The organism is Nonomuraea sp. NPDC052116, assembly GCF_040680035.1.
GTDB lineage: Bacteria > Actinomycetota > Actinomycetes > Streptosporangiales > Streptosporangiaceae > Nonomuraea > Nonomuraea angiospora_A.
Genome location: NZ_JBFAWA010000036.1, coordinates 94,270 through 119,681, shown reverse-complemented (window position 1 = coordinate 119,681; position 25,412 = coordinate 94,270). Strand labels below are relative to the sequence as shown.

Annotated in this window: 23 protein-coding genes and 2 pseudogenes; 14 read left to right on the top strand and 11 right to left on the bottom strand. The window is 69.9% G+C overall.

Annotated features, from left to right (window positions below; genetic code table 11):
- Positions 1 to 22: 22 nt before the first annotated feature.
- The gene (locus AB0L65_RS48245) at positions 23 to 1,018 is read right to left on the bottom strand and encodes a zinc-dependent alcohol dehydrogenase family protein (protein WP_364260933.1); all 996 of its coding nucleotides are present in this window, start codon (positions 1,016 to 1,018) and stop codon (positions 23 to 25) included.
- Between the two features lie 122 nt (positions 1,019 to 1,140).
- On the opposite strand from AB0L65_RS48245, the gene AB0L65_RS48240 reads away from it, so the two are divergent.
- The gene (locus tag AB0L65_RS48240; protein WP_364260930.1) at positions 1,141 to 1,977 is read left to right on the top strand and encodes an LLM class F420-dependent oxidoreductase; all 837 of its coding nucleotides are present in this window, start codon (positions 1,141 to 1,143) and stop codon (positions 1,975 to 1,977) included.
- Between the two features lie 94 nt (positions 1,978 to 2,071).
- Complete coding sequence (locus tag AB0L65_RS48235) at positions 2,072 to 2,878, top strand: GNAT family N-acetyltransferase (protein WP_364260927.1); 807 nt, start codon at positions 2,072 to 2,074, stop codon at positions 2,876 to 2,878.
- A 54-nt stretch (positions 2,879 to 2,932) separates the two neighbouring features.
- On the opposite strand, the gene AB0L65_RS48230 is transcribed toward AB0L65_RS48235, so the two are convergent.
- The 3 genes and pseudogenes from AB0L65_RS48230 to AB0L65_RS48220 all read right to left on the bottom strand — a co-directional run.
- The gene (locus AB0L65_RS48230) at positions 2,933 to 3,217 is read right to left on the bottom strand and encodes a transposase (protein WP_364260924.1); all 285 of its coding nucleotides are present in this window, start codon (positions 3,215 to 3,217) and stop codon (positions 2,933 to 2,935) included.
- Positions 3,218 to 3,409: 192 nt separating this feature from the next.
- Entirely contained in the window at positions 3,410 to 4,060 is a 651-nt protein-coding gene (locus AB0L65_RS48225; RefSeq protein ID WP_364261020.1) for a Type 1 glutamine amidotransferase-like domain-containing protein, read from the bottom strand.
- A 48-nt stretch (positions 4,061 to 4,108) separates the two neighbouring features.
- Positions 4,109 to 4,288: pseudogene (locus tag AB0L65_RS48220) on the bottom strand (integrase core domain-containing protein); the annotation flags it as partial.
- Positions 4,289 to 4,299: 11 nt separating this feature from the next.
- Here AB0L65_RS48220 and AB0L65_RS48215 point away from each other — a divergent pair.
- The 5 genes and pseudogenes from AB0L65_RS48215 to AB0L65_RS48195 form a co-directional block, all read left to right on the top strand.
- A pseudogene (locus tag AB0L65_RS48215) lies at positions 4,300 to 4,455 on the top strand (hypothetical protein); the annotation flags it as partial.
- A gap of 61 nt (positions 4,456 to 4,516) precedes the next feature.
- Entirely contained in the window at positions 4,517 to 4,933 is a 417-nt protein-coding gene (locus AB0L65_RS48210) for a hypothetical protein (RefSeq protein ID WP_364261023.1), read from the top strand.
- Positions 4,934 to 4,956: 23 nt separating this feature from the next.
- Positions 4,957 to 5,457 carry a SigE family RNA polymerase sigma factor gene (locus AB0L65_RS48205; RefSeq protein ID WP_364260921.1) on the top strand — a complete coding sequence of 167 codons (501 nt, stop codon included), beginning with the start codon at positions 4,957 to 4,959 and terminating at the stop codon, positions 5,455 to 5,457.
- Complete coding sequence (locus AB0L65_RS48200; protein WP_364260918.1) at positions 5,454 to 6,233, top strand: hypothetical protein; 780 nt, start codon at positions 5,454 to 5,456, stop codon at positions 6,231 to 6,233. Before AB0L65_RS48205 ends, AB0L65_RS48200 begins: the two co-directional genes overlap by 4 nt.
- 234 nt (positions 6,234 to 6,467) lie before the next feature.
- Positions 6,468 to 6,833 (top strand): hypothetical protein, encoded by a 366-nt coding sequence (locus tag AB0L65_RS48195; protein WP_364260915.1) that lies wholly within the window; start codon positions 6,468 to 6,470, stop codon positions 6,831 to 6,833.
- A gap of 65 nt (positions 6,834 to 6,898) precedes the next feature.
- Here the strand turns inward: AB0L65_RS48195 and AB0L65_RS48190 are convergent, their stop codons facing one another.
- Complete coding sequence (locus tag AB0L65_RS48190) at positions 6,899 to 8,488, bottom strand: sulfatase (RefSeq protein ID WP_364260913.1); 1,590 nt, start codon at positions 8,486 to 8,488, stop codon at positions 6,899 to 6,901.
- A 157-nt stretch (positions 8,489 to 8,645) separates the two neighbouring features.
- Positions 8,646 to 9,332: an FCD domain-containing protein gene (locus AB0L65_RS48185; RefSeq protein ID WP_364260910.1), complete on the bottom strand. Its 687-nt coding sequence runs from the start codon at positions 9,330 to 9,332 to the stop codon at positions 8,646 to 8,648.
- 184 nt (positions 9,333 to 9,516) lie between these two features.
- Here AB0L65_RS48185 and AB0L65_RS48180 point away from each other — a divergent pair, with 184 nt between their 5' ends.
- On the top strand, positions 9,517 to 10,449 hold the full coding sequence (locus AB0L65_RS48180; RefSeq protein WP_364260908.1) for a dihydrodipicolinate synthase family protein: 933 nt from the start codon (positions 9,517 to 9,519) through the stop codon (positions 10,447 to 10,449).
- Positions 10,450 to 10,519: 70 nt separating this feature from the next.
- Here AB0L65_RS48180 and AB0L65_RS48175 read toward each other — a convergent pair whose 3' ends face one another.
- On the bottom strand, positions 10,520 to 12,454 hold the full coding sequence (locus tag AB0L65_RS48175) for a sialidase family protein (protein ID WP_364260905.1): 1,935 nt from the start codon (positions 12,452 to 12,454) through the stop codon (positions 10,520 to 10,522).
- A gap of 331 nt (positions 12,455 to 12,785) precedes the next feature.
- Here AB0L65_RS48175 and AB0L65_RS48170 point away from each other — a divergent pair, with 331 nt between their 5' ends.
- From AB0L65_RS48170 to AB0L65_RS48145, 6 genes are all read left to right on the top strand, one after another.
- Positions 12,786 to 13,901 carry a histidine kinase gene (locus tag AB0L65_RS48170; protein WP_364260902.1) on the top strand — a complete coding sequence of 372 codons (1,116 nt, stop codon included), beginning with the start codon at positions 12,786 to 12,788 and terminating at the stop codon, positions 13,899 to 13,901.
- A 4-nt stretch (positions 13,902 to 13,905) separates the two neighbouring features.
- The gene (locus AB0L65_RS48165) at positions 13,906 to 14,568 is read left to right on the top strand and encodes a response regulator transcription factor (protein ID WP_364260899.1); all 663 of its coding nucleotides are present in this window, start codon (positions 13,906 to 13,908) and stop codon (positions 14,566 to 14,568) included.
- Between the two features lie 103 nt (positions 14,569 to 14,671).
- Positions 14,672 to 16,147: a nitrilase-related carbon-nitrogen hydrolase gene (locus AB0L65_RS48160; RefSeq protein WP_364260896.1), complete on the top strand. Its 1,476-nt coding sequence runs from the start codon at positions 14,672 to 14,674 to the stop codon at positions 16,145 to 16,147.
- 111 nt (positions 16,148 to 16,258) lie between these two features.
- Complete coding sequence (locus AB0L65_RS48155; protein WP_364260893.1) at positions 16,259 to 17,968, top strand: aminotransferase class V-fold PLP-dependent enzyme; 1,710 nt, start codon at positions 16,259 to 16,261, stop codon at positions 17,966 to 17,968.
- 158 nt (positions 17,969 to 18,126) lie between these two features.
- The gene (locus tag AB0L65_RS48150) at positions 18,127 to 18,297 is read left to right on the top strand and encodes a hypothetical protein (protein WP_364260891.1); all 171 of its coding nucleotides are present in this window, start codon (positions 18,127 to 18,129) and stop codon (positions 18,295 to 18,297) included.
- Positions 18,298 to 18,523: 226 nt separating this feature from the next.
- The gene (locus AB0L65_RS48145; RefSeq protein ID WP_364260888.1) at positions 18,524 to 19,750 is read left to right on the top strand and encodes a serine/threonine-protein kinase; all 1,227 of its coding nucleotides are present in this window, start codon (positions 18,524 to 18,526) and stop codon (positions 19,748 to 19,750) included.
- 194 nt (positions 19,751 to 19,944) lie between these two features.
- On the opposite strand, the gene AB0L65_RS48140 is transcribed toward AB0L65_RS48145, so the two are convergent.
- The 4 genes from AB0L65_RS48140 to AB0L65_RS48125 form a co-directional block, all read right to left on the bottom strand.
- On the bottom strand, positions 19,945 to 20,436 hold the full coding sequence (locus AB0L65_RS48140) for a DoxX family protein (RefSeq protein WP_364260885.1): 492 nt from the start codon (positions 20,434 to 20,436) through the stop codon (positions 19,945 to 19,947).
- Between the two features lie 96 nt (positions 20,437 to 20,532).
- The gene (locus AB0L65_RS48135) at positions 20,533 to 23,676 is read right to left on the bottom strand and encodes a S8 family serine peptidase (RefSeq protein WP_364260882.1); all 3,144 of its coding nucleotides are present in this window, start codon (positions 23,674 to 23,676) and stop codon (positions 20,533 to 20,535) included.
- Positions 23,673 to 24,575 (bottom strand): CU044_5270 family protein, encoded by a 903-nt coding sequence (locus AB0L65_RS48130; protein ID WP_364260879.1) that lies wholly within the window; start codon positions 24,573 to 24,575, stop codon positions 23,673 to 23,675. The genes AB0L65_RS48135 and AB0L65_RS48130 overlap by 4 nt, the downstream gene beginning before the upstream one ends.
- Positions 24,572 to 25,168: an RNA polymerase sigma factor gene (locus tag AB0L65_RS48125; RefSeq protein WP_350738821.1), complete on the bottom strand. Its 597-nt coding sequence runs from the start codon at positions 25,166 to 25,168 to the stop codon at positions 24,572 to 24,574. The genes AB0L65_RS48130 and AB0L65_RS48125 overlap by 4 nt, the downstream gene beginning before the upstream one ends.
- Positions 25,169 to 25,412: the final 244 nt, after the last annotated feature.

The following is a 25,412-nucleotide window of genomic DNA, read 5'->3' as shown; positions in this document are numbered from 1 at the left end:
GCGGGCGCGCCAGGTGCCGGGTTCAGTGCCGGACGGTGACGACGATCTTGCCGACCTGGGTGTTGGATTCCATGTGCCGGTGGGCGGCGACGATGTCCTCCAGGTCGAAGACGCGGTCGATGACAGGGCTCAGCGCCCCGGAAGCAAGCCCGGTGTTGACGAACGCGACACCGCGGGCGAGGCGCTGCGGGTCGGTGGTGACCTCGAACAGCGTGTAGGTGCTGGTGGACAGCGCCGGGAAGCCCTGCGCGTTGGGCAGCGGGGTCGGGCGCGGGTCGAGCGCGCCGTAGACGACCAGGCGGCCGCCGGGCGCCACGCTCCGGGCGATCTCCTCGACGCCCGGCCCGGCGATCGGGTCGAACGCGAGCCGGACCCCGGCCCCGCCGGTGTGCTCCTTGATCGCGAGGGTGAGATCTTCGTCGTCGGTGACGACGACTTGTGCGGCCCCGGCGTCCATGAGCTGCTGCTTCTTGGCCGCGCTGCGGGTGGTGGCGATCGGGATCGCGCCGATGCGGTTGGCGGTCTGGATCGCGGCGATGCCGACGCTGGACGACGCGGCGGTGATCAGGACGTGGTCGCCGGGCCGGACGAAGCCGTCCTCCGCGAGCGCGCCGTACACGGTGATGTAGGCCATCCACACCGCGGCGGCCTTCTCCGCCGGGACCGACGCGGGCCGGTGCACGGTGGCTGCGGCCGGGACGAGCACGTGGTCGCCGTACGTTCCGTACTGCGACTGGTGGAACGCCGGGACGACGCCGACCGGGTCACCGGCGGCGAACCCGGTCACGTCCGGCCCGACGGCCTCCACCACCCCTGCGGCCTCGTAGCCCAGGCCGGAGCCGGGGAAGGTCGGCTTGTCAGGGTAGGCGTCGGTCCGGAACATGATCTCGGCCCGGTTCAGGCCGATCGCGTCGACGCGGATCCGCAGCTCGCCGGGGCCGGGATCGCCGACCTCGACCTCGCGCACCTGGAGCACCTCGGGGCCGCCGAACTCATCGAACCGCACTGCCTTGGACATGTCTCTTCTCCCTTCCGGGTGTGACCGTTGGTTGCCGTTCATAGACAACCCTGAATGTCGATGACTGTCAAACTACGATGGGTCTCGAAATATACTGGTCAGACCCATTGAAGGAGGGCGCCATGAAGTTCGGATTCATCATGTTCCCCACCCGCGACGCGATCCCGCCCGGCGCCTTCGGCCGGCTGCTGGAGGACCGCGGGTTCGAGTCGCTGTTCATGCCCGACCACACCCACATCCCCGCCGTCACCCCCGAGCGCTACGACGTGCTCGATCTCGCGCCGGAGTTCAAGAACGGCATGGACGCCTTCGTCGCGCTCGGCGCGATCGCCCAGGCCACCACCACGCTCCAGATCGGCACGGCCGTCCTGCTGGTCACCGAGCGGGACCCGATCGTCACGGCCAAGGAGGTCGCCTCCGTCGACGTCCTGTCGAACGGCCGGATGAATTTCGGCGTCGGCCCCGGCTGGATCAACCAGGAGATGCGCAACCACGGCACCGAGCCCGCCACCCGGTGGAAGGTCATGCGCGAACGCGTCGAGGCCATGAAGGAGATCTGGACCGACGACATCGCCGCCTACCACGGCGACTTCGTGAACTTCGACCACGTCACCTCATGGCCGAAACCCGTCCAACGCCCCCACCCGCCGATCCTCGTCGCGGGCAACGGCCCCACCGTCGCCGACCGGGTCGTCGCCTATGGCGACGAGTGGATCCCCATGGTTCGCCCCGGCGTCCTGGACCACATCGCCGAGTTCAAGCGGACCGCCCGCAAACCCGGCTCCGACGAGCCGATCCCCGTGACGCTGTTCGGCGGCGACCTCGACGACGTCGCCGCTTACGCGGCCGCGGGCGTCGATCGCGTCCTGTTCTGGGTCCGCCCCCTCGGCACCGCCGCCATGACCAAGACCGTCGACGAGATCGCTCGAATCCTCCGACCTCGACTCACTACGCCCTAGCTGTATCGAATGTGCTGGTCGCCGACGTGACACCGTCGGCGAGCGACCCAAAATCACGTGCAACCTGCGCCCAGTCATGCTGGGATCATTCGTTATGAATGTCCATTTTCTCAATGACGCCGGCTTGATGGACAGGATGGAGCAGAATCTGGCGGAACATGCCTGTCACCTGCATCGGAGCATGAGCGGTGCGACCGTTACGGAGACTGATGACCTCCTAGTCGCCGACAGCAGCCTGGACGACGACACTTTCAACATCGTTGCCGCGGCCCGCTTCACCGTCACCACCGCTGCGGCACGTATCACCGAGACCGCCCGGACACTGGCTCGCACCGGCCGCCGCTTCTCCTGGTGGGTGGGGCCCGCCTCGACGCCACCGGACCTCACCGCCCGCCTGACGGTGGCTGGTCTGCCGGCATCCGAACGCGAGACGGCGATGTGGGCCGAGTTGGACGACACCCTGCCGCTGCCCGCCGCCCCAGGACTGGACATCCAGACGGTGACCACGCCCGAACAGCTCGCCGACTACGCCGCGGTTCTCGCCGCGAACTGGACCCCGCCCGCTGACACCGTCCGCCGCTTCTTCACCCGGGCCGCCCCACAGGCCCTGGCCGCGCACTGTCCGGCCCGTTACCGGGTCGGCTACGTAGACGGGCGTCCGGTCTGCTCGGCCGAAGTGTTTCATCACGCGGGGGTTGCCGGGATCTACAACATCTGCACCCTGGCCGCCCACCGCCGACGCGGCTACGGCGGTGCCATCACACTCGCCGCACTCCACACGGCCCGCGCCCGAAACCACCACATCGCGGTCCTGCAGGCGTCCACCGACGGCGAGCCCGTCTACCGCCGCCTGGGATTCCGCTCCTGCGGCCAGTTCACCGAACACACCATCAACCCCTGAACACCCCGAACTCCACAAGCCACCTGCCCACTTTCACAACGATCCTGGTCACAGTCACTCGTTGACGGCCGCGACGAGAACGGTCGCCTCGTAGCGGACCGCGAGCCTGTCATACCTCGTGGCAACCGCCCGGTGCCTCTTGAGAGGATTGATGCCGCACTCGACCGCGTGGCGCTCGCGGTAGCCGGTCTTGTCGAATTTCAGCGGCGGACCGCCGCGGGAGCAGAGTTTCCGGCGGCTGCGGACGTGGTCGGCCTTGTCCGGGACGGTGCAGCGGATCCCGCGTCCACGCAGGTAAGCGCGGTTCTTTCGAGAGGCATACGCCTTATCCGCGCGCACGCGATCGGGTCGGATACGGGGCCGACCCAGCCCCGACGCGGGGTTCAGACGCCTGGCTGAGCGGCATGATCCTGCAGGTCAAGCGCGTCGGAACGGCCATCCACGTAAGCTGCCTCCGTCCGGCTCTCTAACGCGACTTTCGTTCGCATGCTCGTCAGCCCCCGTGTCGTCGTTGCGTGGGCAAGGTGCCGGTCAGTGGATGCGAGTATCCGGGCCGTTGATCACGATGGCTTGGCCGTCGCGCAGGGTGCGGTGGGCGATGCCCTGCTTGCGGTAGTGACCGGCGACGGTGCCCAGAATTTCGGTTTCGGGATGGCCGGGCGAGTCGATGTGTGGCACCACGGCGTAGTCGAGGAGGGCCAAGCCGTTGAAGTCGGCCAGGGCGCCGTAGGCGGCCTGCACCGCGTGCGGATCGTCGCACCGTTCCAGACCGTGCAGGTCGGGGGCAAGGACACAGGCACCAGCGCTGTAGCCGGCGTAGGTGATGGCGTCTTGCCGCAGCAGTTCGATCAAGGCTTTGTCGGCGCCACTGCGAGCCAGGGCGTGGCGCAGGACGAACACGTTGCCTCCCCGGACCCAGACCAGTGGGAACCGGCGGAGAGCGGCCTTTACCTGGTCCGGAGGCCGGTCGAAGAAAGCGCGCAGATCAAGCTCGACCGGGCGCAGGCCGAGCGCGGTGAGCGAGTTGATCTCGCGCTCGACCGCGGCTCGGCGCTCGAGCTCGGGCTGGGCATCGATGGCGTTGGCGATCACGACCACCTCGTCCGTGCCGGCAGTGCCCAGCAGGGCCAGCAGTTGCTCGGGGTGGTCGCCGGTGCGCCAGGAGGACAGATACATGCGCATGTAGTGAACCCTAGATGTAAGAGGCCACGACGTTGGTGAAACCGTCCCGCTGTGGGGTCGGTGGTAGCTGTAGTGGATGTTCCAGATCGCGAGGGCGTCACGGCGTTGGTCCTCGGATGTCCAGGTGCGGTAGTAGAGGAATTCCTCGGCGATGATCCGGTTGTACCTCTTTACTTTCCCGTTGTGGCGCGGGGTGTAGGGCGTGATCCGCTGGTGCCGTGATCCGAGCAATGCGCGGGTCGGCCGTACGCGAGGCGGTGACGGCGTTCGGCCGGGGCGAGTGCTTCGTGGAGCGCTACCTCGACAGGCCCCTGCACGTGGAGACCCAGTGCCTGGTCGACGCGTACGGCAACGTAGTCGTGGTCTCCACCCGCGACTGCTCGTTGCAGCGCCGCCGGCCTTCCGGGCCTCCCACCATACAGGCCCGGTGGCCGCGAGCCCGGCGCCGCCTGGGAGGTGCGGCAGTGGCACGACCCCGACCCGGAGGCGGTGCTGACGGATCCGGAGAACGGCGCCGACTCGCTCTGGCTTGCCGTCGCCCTCGGCGACCTGTCTCGGGTGCTCGACGGCGTCCACCTGGACTGGATCTCGATTGTGCTGGACGCAGGCCGCCGGACCAAGGAGACGGTGAACGCGCTGCTGTCGCCGGCCGCCGCACGCGGTGTCCCCGCCGGGTCCCTGAGGGCTGTCTCGGGGCAGACCCGCTCCGCGCGCACAAGGGAGAGCAGGTCGCGCGACGTCACCCGCCGAAAGGCGCCGGTTGTCGGCGTCATGTTCCCGCCCCCCGCTTCGCGGTCCCTGGTGCGGGTGCGGCAGAAGCATTCTCACTTCCCTGTCATCCGAAAACCGGCGCGGGGCGGTAGTCATCGTTGAGGACGACACGACGGAGACGACATATGGACGATGGTTTCGCCGACTACGTGGCGCAGCGGCACTGGCGGCTGCGCAGGATGGCATATCTCCTCGTCAGGGACTGGGATCTGGCCGAGGACCTGGTGCAGACAGCGCTGGCCAAGGCGTGGGTGGCGTGGCGGCGAATCGAGGGCGATCCGGACCGGTATGTGTACCGGATCATCGTGAACACCCACGCTTCCTGGTGGCGGCGGCGCTGGCGTGGGGAGGTGCCGACGGACACCGTGCCGGACCGGGCGGACGCACAGGACGTGGCCGCAGCCGTGAGCGACCAGGACGCGCTGTGGAACGCGATCGGCGGGCTTTCACAGCGGCAGAGGGCGGTGATCGTCCTGCACTACTTCGAGGGACGCACGCTCGCGCAGGTCGCCGACATCGCCGGGTGCTCGCTGGGAACGGTGAAGACCCAGCTCAGCCGGGCGCTTACCCGGCTGCGCGTCGATCCCCACCTGGAAGTTACGAAAATGGAGGGAGCACAGCGATGACGCACTCGGAAGGCGATCTGCGCGCGCTGCTCGACCGCCGCGCCGCCGCGGACGAGAACGCGGAAAGGGCCCCCGACCTCGACGCGATCGTACGGCGGGGCCGCAGGATACGCCGCGGGCGCGGGCTTCTCGCGACTACGGCGGTGATGGGAATCGCTGCGGCGGCCGTTGCCGCCGTGCCGTGGCTAACAGGAGGGACAGTACCTGTGAACACAGTTCCGGCCGACTCGGCCAACGTCAAGCCCGGCGGTGACCGGGTCGAGGTGCCGCGCGTCTTCGAGGCGCGGTACGGGAAGAAGGTCGTGCGGATCCCGCTGCTGCGCGAGGAGCACTTCATAGCGGCGGGGAAGGGCGAGACGTTGACGTTCACGCCGGCAGCCCCGGAGATGGCGCTCAAGGTAATCTGCCGCGATCCCGGCGCGTGGGTGGTCACCGCGATATGGGCCGAGGGTGAGAAGCCCGCAGGGGCGGTGGTGAGGTGTGGTCCCGACGGCGCGATGCAGCACGAGGAGGCGACCGAGGGCCAGAAGTGGGTGGGCAGCCCGCAGCACCTGCGGATCTGGGTCTTCCCGGCGGACGCGCCGATCGTTCAACCGCCGCGGGGATCTCGGCCGGGAGAGTACTGCCGCACGGCGGACCCGGAAGTGAAATGCGAGAAGTACAGCCATATCGACATTCTGAAGGAGGGCATGGCCGACAAGCTTGCCGCTCAGGTCGGGGAGTCCCCGATGGCCTGGTCGGTGGGCATCTATGAGAAACCGGTCTCTGCGGAGTGACCGTGCCCGGCGGCATGGCGAGCCGGATGGAAGGGCTCGCCGTGCCGTCGGAGGAGCGATCAACGAGTACCGTCGGGCCGCACGGCTTGGTCGAAGAAATCCCAGCTCAGACCATACGCGCGAGTTTCGACGCCCTACAGGATCTGGTGCGCGAAGAACACCCGGATCCACGAGGGCACCAACCAGATCCAGCGCCTGCGTCGAGGGGGGCCGAAACTCGCCTGCGCACGGCAGGTGCGCCGTGGCAAGATCCGTGCGCATGTACGGCTCGCCTTCTTCCACACCGAAGGCCCTCCTCACCTGCGCCTCCTCGCGCTGGTCGCCGCTTACATCGACGACGCCGACCGTCCGCTCCGGCTGCGTGTCCGGATGCTCTCGGCTCTCGAGGGCTGCCGGGCCCCTGAGGCCACGGCGCACCTTCTGCGGGCTCTCCGCCGGCCCGAGGTGGAGATCCAGGTACAGGCCGCCGTCGGTCTGGCCGACGGCGGCCGTCTGGACGCCCACCGCGAACTCCTGGAACGCGTTGCGGCTTCCTGGCCGGACGACGCCCCCTACATGGCCGAGGAGGTACGGCGGATCCTGGCGGACGAGGACGACTGACCTGGCTTGCACGTCCGGCAAGGCTCCTCAACGCCTGTGGTCTCCGAGCGTCTGACCGGGCTGAGTCAGAGTCGGGCCGCGGTCCAGCAGTCCGGCGCGCCAGGCTTCCCACATCCCACCATGGCGTCGAGGATCTTGGCGAGGTCGGACGTCCTGGCGTTGCCGGGGTCGTTGGACTCCTGGTTCGGATCCGCCACCGTGTCGTAGTACTCGGGCTCCGCCTCACCCTCGTACTCCACGTACAGCTCTCCGGCAGTGCGCACCGCCGCGTAGCTGGGCGGCTGTGCGTTCCCCGCCTCGAGCGGCTCGGCATCGGGGTCCGGCTCGCCCGGCGCGGCCGGGTTGGGCTTGACGTGCTCGATCAGCGCCGCCTTCCGCCAGTCCTTCACCTTGTAGCCCTGGATGAGCGGCAGCAGGCTGCGCCCGTCGCGGCTGTCACGGGTGGCCGCGCCGACCCCGGCCATGTCGAGGAAGGTCGCGAACAGGTCGACGTTCTGGGCGATGGCGCCGCTCACCAGGTCGCCGTGCCGTCCCGCCGCAGGCCGTTTGACCAGCAGCGGCACCCGGACGTCGTGGTCGTAGGCGGTGGACTTGCCGCGTACGAGGCGGTGCTGGCCGAGATGGAAGCCGTTGTCGCTGGTGAACACCACATACGTGTTGCGCTTCTCGGCGTCCGTCAGCGTGGAAAGGACACGTGCCACCATGTCGTCCACCGACTGCACCATGCGGATCCGGTCGCGGAAGTCCTTGCGCAGCTCCTTGACCAGCGCGGGGGCGAGCGGAGCGCGGCGTACCCACGAGGGCTTGTCGGCGGTGTCCTCATCGAACGCCGGCAACGTGCTCACGTCGATGCCGTTGCAATCGGGCCCGCCGCAGTCGCCGTGCGGGAACTCCCCGGCCGGGAACTGGGTCTTCGGCCGGTCGCGGCGCGCGGGTGGGAAGCGCGGCTCCTTGTCGCCCGGCTTGGCGCCGATCCTGGAGTGCGGCGCGAACGGCGCGACCTGGAGGAAGAACGGCCGGTCCGGGGCGCGCTCGCGTGAGCGCTCGATGAAGTCCGTGGCCCGCTTGGCGAGCTCGTCCACCAGGTAAGTGCCGTCGGAGGTGTCCAGGCCGGGAGCCTCCCCCTTGACGTAGCGGGTGAGCTGGTACTTGAACTCGCTGTAACCGCCGCCGGCCGCCACATGCCACTCGTCCCAGCCGGGCGGGACGTGGTAGTCGGCGTCCACCGGATACTCGTTGATGTACTTGCCGAGGTAGCCGGTGCGGTATCCGGCCTGTTCCAGCGAGACGGCGTAGGTCCTGGACTCGTGCGGTGCGAACGCCTTGTAGCCACCGCGATCGGAGTTCTTGTTCGTGGCCACGCCGGTATTGTGCGGGAACTGGCCGGTGAACATCGAGGCGCGTGACGGGCAGCACAGCGAGTTGGACACGTAGTAGTTGCTGAACGTCGTGCCGTCGTCGGCCAGGCCGCGCACGGTGTCCATGTACGCGAGCAGGTCGGCGGACATGTCGTCAACGAGGAAGAAGATGATGTTCGGCCGCTGGGGCTTGGCGACCGCGACCGTCCCCGCGCTCGCTTGCGAAACCAGGCTCAGGCCGAGGACAAGCGCGGTGGCCACCGCTAAAGCTCTGCGGATATGTCGGGTGATCGCCATGACCGCCTTCTTTACAATTGTCCGACGATGAGGGTGGGATGCAGGCTAATAGCGCTCAATACGGCGATCAACCGATTGATCCTGAAGGCTTCCTGGCAAAGCGCGCCGAACGCGCGTCACGGCCGGCCTCGCTGCCGTCGGACGGGTGTGACTGGGGTCAGGTCGGCGCGGGTAGGGCCCGGGCCTGCGCCCGCTCGATGCGCGCCTTGACGTCGCGGAAGTGCAGCCGCATCGCCTCCCGTGCGGCCTCGGCGTCCCGGGCGCGAAGCGCCGCCACGATCCGGCGGTGGTTGACCGCGATCTCGGCGCTCCGCTCCTCCGGCGGGCCGAGCGTCGGCTCGACCTCGTGGTAGACGTCCCAGAACAGGCCGATCAGCTGCAGCACCAGCTCGTTGCCGCACGAGTCGTACAGCAGCGCGTGGAAGGCCCGATCGGCTTCCCGATCCCGATCCATGCCATTGGCCAGGGCCTCCAACGCGGCGAGCCGGGGTGCGCTGGTGCTCTGAGCCACCTGGCCGATCAGCCCGGTCTCGAGCAGCTCGCGGACCTCGACCAGATCGTGCAGCGCGCGGATCCCACCCGGCCCCGAACGCACCCGGAAGGCGAACGACGGAGTCAGCGCGTCGAGCGACGCGTGCCCGACGAACGTCCCATGTCCATGCCGGATCTCGACGATGCCCAACGCCTGCAGGGCCCGCACGGCCTCGCGGACGCTGTTGCGGCTCGCCCCGAGCAGCTCCATCAACTGCACTTCGGTCGGCATCGGCGACCCGGGGACCAGTCCGCGCTCGTGAATCAGGGCGACGATACGCTCCTGAAGTGACGCATCGTCACGTGTACGCATGCCACCCCCAGGCTCGTCGAAGGCCTTGCGTCAAACATCCCGCCTCTTGGTCCCGGAAGGCCAGCCCGGTAGAGGAAAGTTTACGCCGACGACACAGATGCCTCCCCGGGCGGACATGGCCTGTTCGCGCGCTCATTCCGGGACATAGGATGTTCTACGTGTACCGGACGGATGGCGGGGCCCTGTGGAGACGCTGACGCCGGGGTTGCTCGGCGGCACCTGGGGCACGGTCCTGCTGCCCATCCGGGACGACGAGTCGATCGACTGGACACGCCTTGAGGCGGCGCTGGACGTGCTCGTCGCCGCGGGGCTTGACGGCCTGTACGCGCACGGCACCGCGGGCGAGTTCCACGCGCTCGGTGAGGATGAGTACGACCGCGTCAACGCGCTGATGGCCGAGCGGTGCGAACGGCACGGGCTCCCGTTCCAGATCGGCGCCGGCCACATGAGCGCGCAGACCTGCCTGGCCCGGGTGGCCCGCGCGCGGGCGCTCCGGCCCGGTGCGATCCAGGTGACGCTGCCGGACTGGTTGCCGCTGTCGCGCGGCGAGGTGGTGCGCTTCCTGGCCCGCGTCGCGGCCGTCGCCGACCCGGTGCCGCTCGTGCTGTACAACCCGCCGCACGCCAAGACGCAGGTGCCGGCCGACCTGTATCCGGTGATCCGCCGCGAGGTTCCCGCGGTCATCGGGATCAAGGTGGCCGGCGGCGACGCGCGGTGGTACGCGGAGATGCGGCGCCACGCGGCCGGCCTCGCCGTCTTCGTCGCCGGCCACGACCTGGCGACCGGACGGCGGCACGGCGCCGCCGGCTCCTACTCGAACATCGCCGCCCTCAGCCCGGCCGGCGCCATGGCATGGCAGCGGATGATGGTCACGCGACCCGAGGCCGCGCTCGACGTGGAACGACGGATCCACGAGTTCTTCGCCGCGCATGTCCAGCCGCTCCAGCACAGCGGGTACGCCAACCCCGCGCTGGACAAGTTCCTGGCCCACCTCGGCGGCTGGGCCGACATCGGCACTCGAGTCCGGTGGCCGTACGAGTCGGTCGACGCCTCGCTCGCCGTACGGCTCAGGCCGCTGGCCCGGGCGCAACTGCCCGAGCTCTTCCCCGGGGTCTAGCACAGGACGTAGGACGTCGTGGTTTGGCGATGGCGCCCGCCGGGGCCGGCGAGTGCCATCGCCGTGTCCCTTAGCCGACCTGATCGAACGGCAGCCGCAGCCCGAGCCGGCCGCCGACCGGGAGGTTCCACTGCCGGATCAGGTCCAGCTCGGCGTCGGTGACGGCACGCCGGTAGACGCGTACCTCGTCCAGCGACCCGCGGAAGCGGTCCACGCCGTCCAACCGCTGCCCGATGTGGATTCCCTCGAGCCCGAACTCCTTGCCGAGGGTCAGCGAACCGGGCGCCGCCGCCGCCGACGAGACCTGCACACCGTCCACCAGGAGCCGGAGCTCACCACGTACCCGCTGGAGCGCCACGAAGTGCCACTGCCCGTCGTTGTACGCGCTCGGCGACTGAACGGTCACGTTGAACCGGCCGACGGACAGGACCGCCCGGATGCGGTTGCTGGCCGGTTCGGCCCGCAGCCACAGCGCTGGCGGGTTGGTGCCCCTGTTCACCCGATGGAACCAGAGGATCGCGTGCGAGCCGGTCTGTTCCGAGTACCGGATCCAGGAGGTCAGCGTGAAATCCTTCGCGCCGAGGTCGATGGAGTCGTTGAACGGCACCTCCACCCGGTCGTCCACCCGGTCCAGCGCCAGCCCGTTGCCGAACCGCCCGTCCGTGGTCTGCGCACCACCGCGGACATACGCCTGGTTACGGTACGGCGACTTGTCCGGCGTCGTCGGGCCGGGCGCCGGAGGGCCGGGGATGCCGGGCGGGGTGCCGTTCGGCGTCTCCAGGTACGCCTCGTTGAACCGTGCGAAGCGGATCTGCTCGTACGGCGTGATGGTGCCGGCCTCGTACATCAGGGCCGCTTCGTCGCCGTCCAGACGCACCATGTCCGAGTACGCCGTCGGCCCCCAGGAGAAGACCTTGCCCTCGTCCCAGGTCTCGAAGCGGCGCCCCTCGTCGTAGGACGACCGGATTCCCATCGCTTCCCGGGCGCCCGGGTGCATCGGCGAGGAGAAGAGGATGCGCCCGTCGTCGAACCGCAGCAGCGACGCCTGGACGTCGGTCGTCGCGAGTGCCGGCATGGTGCGGAACGGGGCGTCCCACGTCTGGCCGCTGTCGCTGCTGGTCGCGTACGCCCGGCTGCCCTCGTCGGTGCCGCGCTCACGGGCCGAGGCGTAGATCCGCCCGTCGGTCAGCTCGACGACGGTGACCTCCTGGGCGATGACCGTGCCGTCATCGCGGGAGGTCTCGGCGCCGATGTTCCACGTCACCCCGCTGTCGTCGCTGTAGAGCAGGTGCGTGCCGTAGACGTGCTTGCCGACCCGGTCCCAGCTCTCGAAACTCGCCCCGACGACCAGCCGCCCGGCGTGCGGGCCCCGCTTGAGCTGGATGCCGTGCATCGGGCCGGTGGCGTACCAGAAGTTCCACTCCGGACGCTTGCCCTCGGTCATCTCCCTGGCGGCCGACCAGGTCGCCCCGTGGTCGTCGCTGAACTGCACCCAGGGGTCGCGGTCACAGCCGTTCGGGCACGGCTCCGGGCCGTTGTGGGTGCTCACCAGTACGATCCGCCCGGTGCGCTCGTCGACGATCGGCACCGGGTTGCCGTGGGTCGTGCCGTTGCCCTCCGAGATCACCTGCAGCGGGCCCCAGGTCCGGCCGCTGTCGGCGGAACGGCGCACCACGAGGTCGATGTCCTCGTCGTCGCCGCAGTCCTTCACCCGTCCCTCGGCGAACGCCAGGAGCATGCCGTTCGTGGCCCGCACCACGGCGGGGATCCGGAAGCAGCCGTATCCGAAGTCGCCCTGTTTGTAGAGCACCTGCTCGTCCACGAACGGTGCGGCGTCGGCGCCCGCGCCGGCCTCCAACGTTTCCGCCGGTGCCGGAGTCGGTGCCGCGGTCGCCGGCCCGGCGAACGCGCCGACGAGTAAGCCGGCGAGCACCACTACGGCGCCCGCCCGGCGGCGCCTGGAGCGACGCCGGGCACGGCCCTCCGGGGGATGGCCATCGTGCATGTCCACACCCTTCCTGACAGGAGAAGGTTACAAGCGGACATCCTACGTCCAACGTCCGATGTTAAATAGACGGTGAACGTAGAATGTTCCCCAGGAGGCGCGCTGAGCGGATGGCGAACGCGTTCTTCAGCGGGACCCCGCTGAAGGGGCGGATCGGCTTCGTAGCCCAGGGCGGCCGGGTGGCACCTACTCCGCGCAGAGGCCCTCGACGGGCGCGGCGCCGCTACCAGCTCGGACAACCTGTCTTGTAGCGGGTCACTCCTGAGAGTGAAGGAGGCTGTCCGTCGTGAGAGGGATGCGCCGGGCGGCATGAATCCTGATACTGGGCGAGATGCCCGGACTCACTGAGCGGCTGCGCTCCCGGTTCCAGAACGTACCCCCACGCGTGGTCGACATCGCGATCACCGTCGTCGTGTCGGCCGCCACCGTCGGTCCCGCGCTGGTCCCCTTCCGGCAGCCGTGGTGGGTGGTCGCGCTGGCCGCGCTGGCTTCGGCGCCGGTGCTGTGGCGGCGGACGGCGCCGCTCGTGGTGACCGGTGTGGTCGGGCTGGCGATGACGGCGCTGGTCATGTGGGAGAAGCCGATGCTGCCGTACGGGCCGCTGGTCGGCACCTACACCATCGCCGCGCTGAGCCCGCCGCTGCTGCGGCTGGTGGCCGTCCCGGTCATCGGCGCCGGGGTGTACGTCTCGCTCGTCCTGCCGCAGGAAGATCTGGACTCCTATCGGGTGGTGGGTACGGCGTTCGTCGCGGCGTACGCGCTGGGCACCAGCACCCGCGCCCGCCGCGCCCGAGCCGCCGAGCTGGCCGAACGAGCCCTGCGGATGGAGCGGGAGCGCGCCATCGCCGCAGCTCACGAACGGGCTCGCATCGCCCGGGACATGCATGACATCCTCACCCACTCGGTCGGCCTCATCGTCGTCCAGGCCGAGGCCGGACCGCTGATGCTCCGGGCCGATCCCGGACGTGCGGAGGCCGCCTTCGACGCGATCGCCGACACCGGCCGGGGCGCGATCGCTCAGCTGCGGGCCCTGCTCGGCGCGATGCGCTCGGGCCAGGACGGTCACCGGGAGCCGCAACCCGGGCTCGCGGCCCTGCCGGACCTGGTCGAGCGGACCGGCCGTACCGGGCTGCGGGTGACCTTGACCAGCGACGGCTCGCCGCGGCCGATCCCCGCGGAGGTCGACGTGGCGGCGTACCGGATCGTGCAGGAGGCGCTGACGAACGTGCTGCGCCACGCGCACGCGCGCACCGCGCAGGTACGACTGTGCTGGACGCCGAGCGCGCTGCGGGTCGAGGTGGCCGATGACGGCAGCGGCGGGGACGGCGCCGCCGGCGGGCACGGCCTGATCGGGATGCGCGAACGGGCCACCGCTTGCGGGGGGACGCTGCACGCCGGTCCGGGGGACAAAGGCTTCGTCGTGGTGGCCACGCTTCCGGTTGGATAGGCCTATGCTCCGCGTGCTCGTGGCCGACGATCAGGATCTGTTCCGGGGCGGCTTCGCCATGATCCTGAACGCTCAGGCCGACATCACCGTCGTCGGCGAGGCGGCCGATGGCGCCGAGGCCGTTCAGTCAGCCACCGAGTTGCGCCCGGACGTCGTGCTGATGGACATCCGGATGCCCGGCATGGGTGGGATCGAGGCGACTGAGCGGATCTGCTCGGCGACGTCCGCCAAGGTGCTGGTGTTGACCATGTTCGATCTGGATGAGTACGTCTACGACGCGCTGCGCGCGGGGGCCAGCGGATTCCTGCTGAAGGACATCCGTCGCGACGAACTGGTCGCGGCGGTGCGCGTGGTGGCGGCGGGAGAGTCGCTGCTGGCGCCGACGGTGACCAGACGTCTCATCGAGGACCTGGTCCTGCGGCCGAATCACGGGGTGGCGCCCCGGCTGGCCGCCCGCCTCGCCGAGCTGACCGGCCGTGAGGCCGAGACGCTGCGGCTGGTGGCCCGGGGGCTGTCCAACGCGGAGATCGCCGGCGAACTGGTCGTGAGCGAGTACACGGTCAAGAGCCACGTCAGCCGAATCCTGACGAAGCTTGGGCTGCGCGATCGGGTACAGGCGGTCGTGTTCGCCTACGAGTCGGGACTCATCGTCGCCGGCGGCGCCTGAGCGGTCCGTGAGGGGGAGTGCGGAGATCACTCTTCCCGCCGATGCGGCGACAGGGCTCCGGTACGGAGTATCGAGGCAGTTCCCTGCTGGAGGAGTCTGCTCGATGAGATCACAACGATGGTGGCTGATCGCCGCGGCGGTGCTGTCGGCCACGCTGTTCTGGTTCGGAACCGGCTTGCGGCCGGTGCCGTGGTGTACGTGGATCGCGCCGATCCCGATCCTCGTCCTGGCACCGCGCTGCTCGGCGCGCGCGGCGCTGGCCACCGCGTCCGTCGCCTGGCTCGCAGGCCAGACCCCCATGTGGGGATATTTCCTGAACACGGTGCAGATACCGCCGGTGCTGGTCGTCCTCCTGCTCATCGGTTCGGCGCTGCTGTTCGGCCTGGTGGTGATCGCCTACCGGGGCCTGACGTTGTGCGGACACCCGCTGATGGCCGTCGGCGTCGTCCCGGCGGCGTGGGTCGTCATCGAGTACGCGCTGTCGCTGATCACACCGAACGGCGCCTGGTGGAGCCTGGCCTATACCCAGGCCGACGTCCTTCCCGTCATCCAGATCGCTTCGGCCACCGGGCCATGGGGAGTGACGTTCCTGCTGATGGGAGCCCCGGCCGCGGCCGCCGCCCTGCTGACGCGCGGTGCGGTCGGCCGGATGCGGGTGGCCGTGGCCGCCGCGCTGGTCGCGGCCGTGGCGGCGGGATACGGATTCTGGCAGCTACGGCCGGCCGAAGCGGGAACGGCGGTCAAGGTGGCGCTGCTGGCCACCGACCGGTCGATCGACCCGGTGGCGGTGACCGGCCCCGAAGGGCGAACCCTGTTGGCCGGCTACCTGAGCCGCATCCCGGCCCTGGCCGAGCGTGGCGCCGACGTCGTCGTACTTCCCGAGAAGGTGTTCCGGGTGGAGGAGGCGGACCTGCCGTCGCTCGCCGGGCCGTTGTCCCGGCTCGCCTCCGACCACCGCCTCGACATCATTATCGGGCTGATCCTCACCAGGGACGGGCGCGAGTACAACGCGGCCATCGACTTCCCCTCCCACGGCGGCCGGCCCGTCGAGTACGTCAAGCGCCACCTCGTTCCAGGCCTGGAGAGCGAGTTCCAGGCAGGAACGGCACAGGCGTTCGTACCCGGGTCCGGCGGACGATGGGCGATCGCGATCTGCTTCGATCTCGACTTCCCCGACCTGGTCCGCGACTATCGGCGCGGCGGGGCGACCGCGCTGTTCGTACCGGCCTGGGATTTCGGCGACGACGCCTGGCTGCACAGCCGGATGGCGATCACGCGCGGGATCGAGAACGGCCTGACGGTGGCACGAGCGTCCCGGCAGGGCGCCCTGACCGTGAGCGACCCCAACGGTCGCCTCCTGGCCGAGGCCCGCACCACGGACGACTCCTTCGTGTCGGTGACCGCGGACCTGCCGGACCGTGCGGTGCCGACCCTGTACACCCGGTTCGGCGACTGGTTCGCGTGGGCCTGCACCCTCCTGCTGGCCGCGATATGCGCGGGCGTGGCCTTCCGGCGGCCACGGGCTTTGACTCCATCGGCAAGAAGCAAGCGACATGAAATGAACGCGATCAGGACGTAGCTCGGTGGCAGCGGATTCCAGGCGGAATGCTTTGTCGCGGCCGGCCAGGTGCGGGTGAGCCTCCCCGCGGCGGCCTGTTGCCCGGGCCGGCGCGCGCGGGATCCTGGACGTGTGCAGACACAACGATCCGCCTCCGAACCGCCGACCTCACCGCTGCTGGAGCGCATCCGCGCCGCCGTCATCGGCGACGACGAGGTGCTGCAGGGCCCGTACGGACCGCGCTGCATCATCTACGCCGACTACACCGCCTCGGGCCGGTCGCTCGGCTTCATCGAGGACTTCATCCGCGACCACGTCCTGCCGCGCTACGCCAACACCCACACCGAGAGCTCCGGAACCGGGCTGCAGACCAGTCGATTACGCGAGGAGGCCCGCGGCGCCGTCCACGAAGCCGTCGGCGGTGGCCCGGACGACGTGGTGATCTTCTGCGGTTCGGGCGCGACCGCGGCGATCAACAAGCTCGTCGGCATCCTGGAGCTGCGGGTCCCCGGCCGGTACGCGCCGATGGTCGCGGAGGAGGATCGGCCGGTGGTGTTCGTCGGTCCGTACGAGCACCACTCCAACGAGTTGCCCTGGCGCGAGTCCATCGCCGACACCGTCGCCATCGGCGAGGACCGCGACGGCCACATCGACTGCGACGACCTGCGTGTCCAGCTGGCGCGCCACGCCGGCCGGCCACTGCTGATCGGCAGCTTCTCGGCCGCCTCGAACGTGACCGGCATCCTGTCCGACACCGAGCGCATCGCGGCGCTGCTCCACGAGCACGGCGCGCTGTCGTTCTGGGACTACGCGGCGGCCGGGCCGTACGTGCCGATCCGGATGGCCGCCAGCGCGCCCGGGGCGAACGACCACAAGGATGCGATCTTCCTGTCGCCGCACAAGTTCATCGGCGGGCCGCAGACGCCCGGTGTCCTGGTGGTGAGGCGCGAACTGGTCCGCAATCGGGTGCCCACCGCGCCGGGCGGCGGCACCGTGCTGTTCGTGGACCCCACCGGGCACCGCTATCTCGACGACGCGGTCGCCCGCGAGGAGGGCGGCACACCGGCCATCGTCGAGTCGATCCGCGCCGGGCTGGTCTTCCGGCTCAAGCAGGCCATCGGCACCGACCTCATCCAGGCCCGTGAGGAACGCTTCTGGCAACGGGCCCTGCGACGGTGGGAGAGCAGCCCGAACATCGAGATCCTCGGCGACCGGCACTCTCGCCGGCTGTCCATCGTGTCGGTCCGCATCCGGTCCGGGGAGCTGTTCCTGCACCACAACTACGTGGTGGCGGTGCTGAACGACCTGCTCGGCATCCAGGCGCGCGGCGGCTGCTCCTGCGCCGGCCCCTACGGTCACCGCCTGCTGGCCATCGACGCCGCGCGCTCGCGGGCCTTCGAGGAGGAGATCGGGCATGGCTGCCAGGGCATCAAACCGGGCTGGGTACGCATCAACTTCAACTACTTCGTCTCCGACGCGGTCTGCGACTACCTCATCGAGGCCGTCGAACTGGTCGCCCGGTACGGCCACCGGTTGTTGCCCGACTACCGCTTCGAGCCTCGTACCGGGCTGTGGCGGCACCACCGCGACTCCGCCGAACCGCCACTGCACCTTTCCGACTTGCGCTTTGACGACCCCGGCGCGCCGCCCGCCCCACACGTCCGGGCCGGCGAGGACGCCCTGCCCGGCTACCTGGAGGAGGCGCGGGCCATCCTGGCGGCCCGCTCCGACGAGATCGACCTGCGCCCGCCCGGCCTGCCGGACGACTTCGAGCGGCTGCGCTGGTTCCCGCTGCCGGCCTCCTGCCTGGCCACTGCGGCGAGGAGGCCATCGCTTCGATGATCGACGGGCCGGCGTCTCGGGCGTTCCGGCAGGCGGCCAACCGGTCGGCCGTACGGAGGATTCGTCGATGTGCTTTGTCTGAGCGTGGTGATAACTATTGGCCGCATGAGCACTGAGCAGGCCGACCCCGCTGACCTCGCCGCGCTTCGCGCCGCGGCATGTACTGGCATCTCATTGTCAGCGGGCTCCACCGGGGGCATGTCGGGCAGATCAGCGGAGAAGGCGCCGCTCCCTTCGGCGCTGAATTCGGCTTCACCACGGGAGATCCGGGCTTCGCCGGGTGGGTCGAGCATTGGGCTGCCGGCAAGCCCTGGTTCGATGCCACTTGACGTGCGAATCACGACGCACCCCGATCGAGCACACGAGGTCGTTCACGCGGGGGTGCGCAACGTCTACCGGCGACGTACGGAGAGGAGATGCTCCATCGCGGAGTGTCGCGTGGTAGTCCGGTCGCATTCTCCGGGAACCAACAGTCGAAGATCGCGGGTGTGCATGTACGGACGATGATCGGGTACGCATGTCGTCATGCCCGTTACAGGCAATGAAGGATGGTTATTGGGGGCTCGGTACAGGTTGCTGGCCGAGCTGGGCCGAGGGGCCATGGGCAGGGTCTGGCGCGCTCATGACGAGCTGCTGGATCGGCAGGTGGCGGTCAAGGAGATCCGCATCCCGCACCGGCCGGGGCCGGAGCGCGAGGCGCTGCTCAGGCGAACCCTGCGCGAGGCTCGCCTGACCGCGCGGTTGAGCCACCCGCGCATAGCAGCCGTGTACGACGTCGTGGTCGCCGACCAACGGCCGTGGATCGTACTGCAGCTCATCCCCGCCCCCAGCCTCGCCCAGGTGATCAACGAACGGGGACCGCTGTCCTCGTCCGCGGTCGCTCGAATCGGGCTCGAAGTGCTGGACGCCCTGCGCGCCGCCCACGCCGGCGGCATCGTGCACCGCGACATCAAGCCCGCCAACATCCTCATCACCGACGACGGGCACGCCATCCTCACCGACTTCGGGCTGGCCAGCACCCTGGATGACCAGGCGCGCCGCACCTGGGAGAGCGTTGTCGTCGGCACACCCGCCTACATCGCCCCCGAACGCGCCCGCGGTGGCCCCGCCACGCCGCAGGCCGATCTGTGGTCGCTGGGCGCCACGTTATACGCGGCGGTCGAGGGCCGTGCCCCGTTCGGGTTCAGCAGTGAGCTGGCCACACTGTCCGCGGTGATGGCCTCGGACCCCTTGCCGTTGGAGCACGCAGGGCCGCTCGCCTCGATCATCGCCGGGCTGCTGGACAAGGATCCGGCCCGGCGTACGGACGCGGCTCGCCTTCACGAGCAACTGTCCACCCTGCGTGAGCAACCGGTCATTCCGATCTCTTCGGACCCTCCGACCGTTGACGGCGACAGCGGGCAGATCAGCGGCTCGCCCGTCGGCCGTCCGCTTGGGGAACGGGCGCCGTACCGGCAGTGGGCTGTCGAGCACTGGCGGCAGGCGGCCGTCGTCGCGGCCCTGATCGTCAGCGTGATGGCGACCACGTCGTGGTGGCGCGTCGAGCCGAGCACGCACCATTCGCCACCCATGACGGAGGCCACTCCGCCGCCCACCACGATGGAGCCGGACACCGCGCTACCGGCCCACCTCATCTCGGGCCGGCGCCGGGTCGCGAGGAGCGAACCGGAGCTCGCTCGTTCGGAACCGCCCCTCTCCACCGACGTGGCCGGCATCCCGCCTGGACAGGCTAAGAAGATCAAGACGAAGAAGATCAAGATAAGGGGTCACGGCCCGAAATGACGGCCGCGGCCGCCGGCGCACGATGGCCGCGCCCGTCGTCAGCAGGCCGAGTCGGGACACCGGTGTGACGTCCGCCGCGTTCGGCGGTCGGGTGCGCGGGCGCTGGTGAGGAACAGGCCGGTGTGAGCGATGCCGGCGTCCAGCAGGCTGGATCGGTACTGCAGCCGGATGTGGAACCTGGGCTGTTCTGCCCGTCACGCCGACACGCGTACGACCACGAGAACCGCCACCAACGCCAGCACCAGGACATCGACGGATATCGTCGCCGCCGAGTCGGACACCCGGATCCGGCTGATGATCGCACCGGCCATCAGCATGACCAGTCCGATCGACGCGGCCACGCCGAGCAACGGCACCGCGAGCCCGGCGAGCAGCCCCACGCCCCCGGCTGACTCGCACACGCCGATCAACTGCCACAACCTCGGCCGGAGTCCGAGATGATCGCGAATCGCCAGCGACTGCGGCAGACTCAGCACCTTGACCCCGCCGGTCCCGAGGAACAGCAGACCGAGCAGGATCGACAGCACGACAACGACGGTGCTCATCAGTGGCACTCCAAAGATCCACACAGCACAAACAACCTGCGCTATCGCGACAACCAGATCATGGTGAGTATGCCAGCCGTGCCCGTCACGCTGGATCACCCGCTGGAAAGCTGCCCTGAACGCGATCTCGACCGCGCCCATGAGCACGCTTGACCCAGCGGACCATGCGAGCGTGAGGAAACCGCGACCTGGGCTGATGCCTGGCGACAGGGCTCCCTGTCGCCAGGCATCAGCCGATCAGCGCACGGCGTACGCGCGGGTGATGGTCTGGGTCACCGCGTTGCCCGACATGTCGGTCGCGACTGCTCGGAGGGAGACGAACCCGGCGGTACGGGGATTCGGCACCGCCGCCGTCCAGCCGGACCCCTTCCGGACCACCGGAACCGCCCGCCAGTGAGCCCCATCATCGGCGGACATCTCCAGCCGGAGCGACCGTACCTCCGCCTGCCCCGAACCGGGGTCGCGCTCGATCCAGAGCGGCAGCCGGGTCACGCTCCCGCCGGTGGCGCGGTTGGCGCCGTCCAGGCCCTCGGGCCGGAAACGGACCGCCATCAGCGGCAGCGCCTGCTCCTTCGCGGTGGTCCCGGAGCGGAACGTCCACACCGACTCCACCGCCGTGGACAGCGCCGAGGACGAGCGCCGCATCGACGCGGTGAGCGTGTACGCGCCCGTCCCGGCGGCCAAGGCGGCCCGCAGCTCGCACCGTCCCGGATCGAAGACGTCACAGGTGGACAACTCCGCCCGCGCCACCTCCGCCCCGTCCCTGGTCAGTGTGGCGGTGCCGGTGGCGGCGGTGTCCGAGCCCGTTCTGCGCTCGAACCCGTCCGCGAACATCCCCGTCCCCGCGAAGACCAGCTCGTCGCCGGTGCGCGTACCGGCCGGCAGCAGGGACGACGGCCCGACGACCGCGGCGTTCCAGACCTCGCTGCGGCTCTCACCGCGCTTCGCCAGTCTGCTTCCGCCGAACATCAGCGCGTCGCCGACCTGGAGCCCGCTCTCGTACGTCAGCCCGGGCGTCAGGTACTGGACCAGCGTCCCCGGCAGCGGGATCTCGCCGACCAGATCGCCGAGGGTCGAGCCGGGCGAGTAACGGGAGCTCAGCCCGATCATGGGCCTGCCCGACTCCCCCGAACCCCGGTAGGTCGCGGTCACCTTGGCCAGGTCCCGCTGCCTGAAGGCGCGCGAAGGATCCTCGGGAAGGCCGCCGGTACGCCGGTCGACGAGATCGTAGACGTACGGGCTGGGCCTCTGGTCCTTGCTGAGCCAGGTGGTCCTCAGCGAGTACGTCAGCCCGGCCTGGGAACTCGGGACGACGAAGAGCCGGCTGTTGGCGTCTATCCGGCTCTGGCTTCCGCCGTTGCTCCAGGCCCCGTGGACCACTTCGTCCTCGAACCCCGGCTGGAGCTCCGCGCTCGGATCGTCCACTGTGATCTTGACCGGACGGCCCTGACGCGCGTCCACCGTGAACCGCTGGTCGCCGTCCACCCTCAGCGGGCTGTCGGACAGCGTCACGACGGTCTTGCCGTCGATCTTCTCGAACATGTAGGCATAGACGTTCCAGTCGCCCTTGGGCAGCCGGGCTTTGGCCGCGCCGCCCTGGAAGAACAGGCCGTGGACGGTCCCGGTCCTCGCGTCGTAGATCTCGGAGATCAAGGGGTCGACCGGGGCGCCCTGCCTGCCGACGACGTTGACGGTGACGTCGTACGACTCCGGCTCGACGTACGCGCCGGCCAGCGTGCGGATCACGGTCTCGCCCGACCTGGCGGTCACCGTGCCCGGATAGTCGCCGGGCGCCTTCCCCGTGACGCCGATCGTGAGCGTGATCGACGCCTCGCCCCCGGCCGGGACCGTGATCTGGCCGGCCGGAAGCTTCAGCGTCTCACCGTCCGCCTCCAGGGCCAGGGTGACGGGGGCGTCGCCGGCGTTGGCGTACGTGATCGTCCTGGTCGCCGTACGCTCGTCCGAGCCGTTGTACGGGAACGCCGCCCACACGTTGGCCTGCTGGGCCACGACGTCCTGGCGCAGCACGCGTACCAGGTCGATCAGCCCGGCGCCCTGCCGGTAGAGCGTCGCCCCCTGGACCGGCGCGGCGCTGCCGATCAGCGCGGCCTTGAGACGCGCGCCCGTCCAGTCGGGATGGCGCTGGGCCAGGATCGCCGCCGCCCCTGCCACGTGGGGGGCGGCCATCGAGGTGCCGTCCTTCGACTCGTGACCGCCCCCGGGAACGGCGGCCACGATGCCCACGCCAGGCGCGGTGACGTCGGGTTTGATCGCGTGGTCGCCCGCCCGCGGGCCCGAACCGGAGAAGTCGGCGAGCCGGCCCTGCTTGTCCACCGCACCCACGGTGAGCGCCGCGTCGGCGCTGCCGGGAGTGAGGACCATGGGCCGGTCGTTGCCCGCCGCCACGACGAACAGCGTGCCCGTACGCTCCGACAGCGTGTTCACCGCCTGTTCCACCGGGTCCAGCTCGGGGCCGTCGGGGGCGCCGAGGCTCATGTTCACCACCTTGGCCTTGACCTCGGTGGCGGCCCATTCCATGCCGGCCAGGATGGTCGAGTCCGTCATGCCGCTCCGGCCACCCACCTTCCCGATGGCCAGGTTCGCCTCCGGCGCCACCCCGCGGTACTTCTCATCGCGGCTCGCCACGATCGAGGCGACATGGGTGCCGTGGCCGTTCTCGTCGCGGATGTCGGGGTCGGTGGTGAAGTTCCGTTCCTGGGCGATCGCGCCCTTCAAATCCGGATGGTCGGGGTCGTACCCCGAGTCCAGGACCGCGACCGTGACGCCCTTGCCCGTGAACCCCTGCTCCCACGCCCGCGGAGCGCCGATCTGCTTGACGCTCTCGTCCAGCGTGAACTCCTTGCGGCCGTCCAGCCAGAGTTTGGTACGGCCGGCCGCCAGGGTGCGGGCTCGGGTGAGGTCGTGCCAGGTCCGGGCGGCGTTCGCCTTGGGCAGGCGGGCCGCGCTCATGCCGAGGGCGGACAGCCGCCGTACCTGGCCCTGGGAGCTGGTGAACCCCTGCGAAATGACGGGGATGTCGGAGGTGTCGGCGTCGCCGTAGCGCCACTGGAGGAGCTGGGTGACGTCGAACAGGCGCCGGTCCAGTACGTCCTGGGCGAGCAGCGGCAGGGCGTCGGACGGGATCACGTACAGATGGCCTTCCCGGACCTGCCGCGTGAAGGAGACCTCACGGCCGGGACCGGGCTGCACGCGATACCTCTGGCCGGTGACCGTGACGCGGTCCCCGGTGATCAGGGTCACGCTGTCCGGCCGCTGGGTGGGCTGCGCTTGCTGGGTGGCTTGCTGAGTGGGGGCCGGTGTCGCGGCCGTGGTCGCCGCCGTCACCAGGACGGCGGCGAGTAATGCCTCGCCTCTGGTCACGGGCGGCCCTTCGGCGTCTCGGGGAGTTCGTCCGTCCAATCGGTGGTCACGGTGATGTACCCGTCGGTCATCGCCACGCCTCCGTCACCGGCGAGGAGGAGGTTGGCACGGACGACCCGGGCGCTCTCGGGATCGACGACCAGCTCGATCGGCTTCCCCTCGCCGTCGGGGTCGGGCATCCGCAGGGCCTGGCCGCCTTCGACCGCGCCCGTGTTCTCGACTCCCGGCGTCGCGGCGAGCGCCCGGAACGCCGCCGAACGGACCTCCGCGGGCGCGGGCAGTTCCGTGATCAGCGCGAGCAGGGTGAGTGTGGGGTCGCCCTGGATCTCGGACGCGGACATGTCGTTCGGGTTGCCCTTGCGCTGGACGATCCACGCCTTCAGCGCCTCCGGATCCGTCGGCAGCTTCTCGAGGTCGGCGAAGCTCACGTCGGCGCCCTTGAGCGCGAGCGAGACCGGGGTCGGTACGACGTCGCCCGGAGGGTCGCCCGGCCCGTTCCTCGTCCAGCGCTTGCCGTCGCGCGAGGTCCAGCTCTCCATGGGGGGAATGTCACTCTGTGACCACGTGGCGGTGACGTGCCAGTAGGTCCCGGAGCTTTGCGGCATACGTTCCGCGCTGACGGCAGCCATGAGTAGAACCTCCTTGCCCGAGACCGGAGCCGCGGCGATCACCTGCGCCGGTGCGCCGCCGTTCGTGACCGCCCCCGTAGCGATCACGACCGCGGCGGCCGCCCCGGCGGCGACCAGCGCCACGCCCGGTACGAACCATCTGACGCGCCCCCGGCCCAGCGTCCTGTGGCCCAGCGTCCTGTGCTGGAGCCTGCTTCGGCTGCGCGCGGCCACCTCCTCGGACGGCTCCGGCTTGGCCAGCAGGCTGGCCACTTCCTCCAGGTCATTCATGGGGTCTCCTTGCCTTTGAGTGCGCTGTCGATAAGGGCGCCGTCGATCCGGGCGTGGATCTTGGCGCGGGCCCGGCTGAGCCGCGAACCCACCGTGCCGATGGAGATGCCGAGCGCCTGGGCGATCTCGTCGTAGCTCAGCCCTCCCAGCGCCAGGAGCAGCAGCACGTCACGCTCGCCACCGTTCAGCGAGGCGAGCGCCATGGCCAGCTGTGGCTGCATGCGCTGGGCGGATACCGAAGCGACGACCCGGTTCTCGTGCCCTTCCACGACCGGTGCGGGGTCCAGCCGGGCCAGCGCCTTGTAGTGGCGGGCCTCCTTACGGCGATGCCTGGCCACCAGGTTCGTGGCGAACCCGAACAGCCAAGGCCGTAATCCCCCCTGCTCCGGGTCGAACCGATCGCGCCGATCGAACGCCAGCAGGAACGTCTCCGCCGCGATGTCCTCGGCCACCTGCGTGTCCAGGCGGCCCGCCACGTACAGGTAGATGTCGCGGAAATAGCGGTCATGCACGGCGGTGAACAGCTCGGGGTTCCGCCGATAGCCGGCGACGAGGTCGGCGTCGGTCACCTGCTCGCCCACGTCGGCGGTCACGTGCCCGTCTCCGTCATGAGTGTGCCTTCCGGACGGTGATCATTGCTTTCACCCATCCTTCGTCGCAGGCCCACTTTTTCTTCCCACCACCCCCTGGAGCCCTTCCAGCAACCACCGCCTCACCGCACATCAGCGGCGTACCGGGTGGCGGTCCGGATCAGGCACCGGCATCGGGGACGGTAAGTCGGCCGGCGCGGGGAGCGTCAGCTGGGCGGCCTCGCGCCGGCCGCCCGCTCGGCAGCGT

Coding starts and splice junctions, on each gene's coding strand:
- AB0L65_RS48175 (WP_364260905.1), bottom strand. CDS start 12,454: ATGCACGATGGCCATCCCCCGGAGGGCCGTGCCCGGCGTCGCTCCAGG.
- AB0L65_RS48165 (WP_364260899.1), top strand. CDS start 13,906: ATGCTCCGCGTGCTCGTGGCCGACGATCAGGATCTGTTCCGGGGCGGC.
- AB0L65_RS48140 (WP_364260885.1), bottom strand. CDS start 20,436: ATGGGCGCGGTCGAGATCGCGTTCAGGGCAGCTTTCCAGCGGGTGATC.
- AB0L65_RS48150 (WP_364260891.1), top strand. CDS start 18,127: ATGTACTGGCATCTCATTGTCAGCGGGCTCCACCGGGGGCATGTCGGG.
- AB0L65_RS48225 (WP_364261020.1), bottom strand. CDS start 4,060: ATGCGCATGTATCTGTCCTCCTGGCGCACCGGCGACCACCCCGAGCAA.
- AB0L65_RS48170 (WP_364260902.1), top strand. CDS start 12,786: ATGCCCGGACTCACTGAGCGGCTGCGCTCCCGGTTCCAGAACGTACCC.
- AB0L65_RS48245 (WP_364260933.1), bottom strand. CDS start 1,018: ATGTCCAAGGCAGTGCGGTTCGATGAGTTCGGCGGCCCCGAGGTGCTC.
- AB0L65_RS48185 (WP_364260910.1), bottom strand. CDS start 9,332: ATGCGTACACGTGACGATGCGTCACTTCAGGAGCGTATCGTCGCCCTG.
- AB0L65_RS48235 (WP_364260927.1), top strand. CDS start 2,072: ATGAATGTCCATTTTCTCAATGACGCCGGCTTGATGGACAGGATGGAG.
- AB0L65_RS48130 (WP_364260879.1), bottom strand. CDS start 24,575: ATGAATGACCTGGAGGAAGTGGCCAGCCTGCTGGCCAAGCCGGAGCCG.
- AB0L65_RS48190 (WP_364260913.1), bottom strand. CDS start 8,488: ATGGCGATCACCCGACATATCCGCAGAGCTTTAGCGGTGGCCACCGCG.
- AB0L65_RS48200 (WP_364260918.1), top strand. CDS start 5,454: ATGACGCACTCGGAAGGCGATCTGCGCGCGCTGCTCGACCGCCGCGCC.
- AB0L65_RS48240 (WP_364260930.1), top strand. CDS start 1,141: ATGAAGTTCGGATTCATCATGTTCCCCACCCGCGACGCGATCCCGCCC.
- AB0L65_RS48205 (WP_364260921.1), top strand. CDS start 4,957: ATGGACGATGGTTTCGCCGACTACGTGGCGCAGCGGCACTGGCGGCTG.
- AB0L65_RS48160 (WP_364260896.1), top strand. CDS start 14,672: ATGAGATCACAACGATGGTGGCTGATCGCCGCGGCGGTGCTGTCGGCC.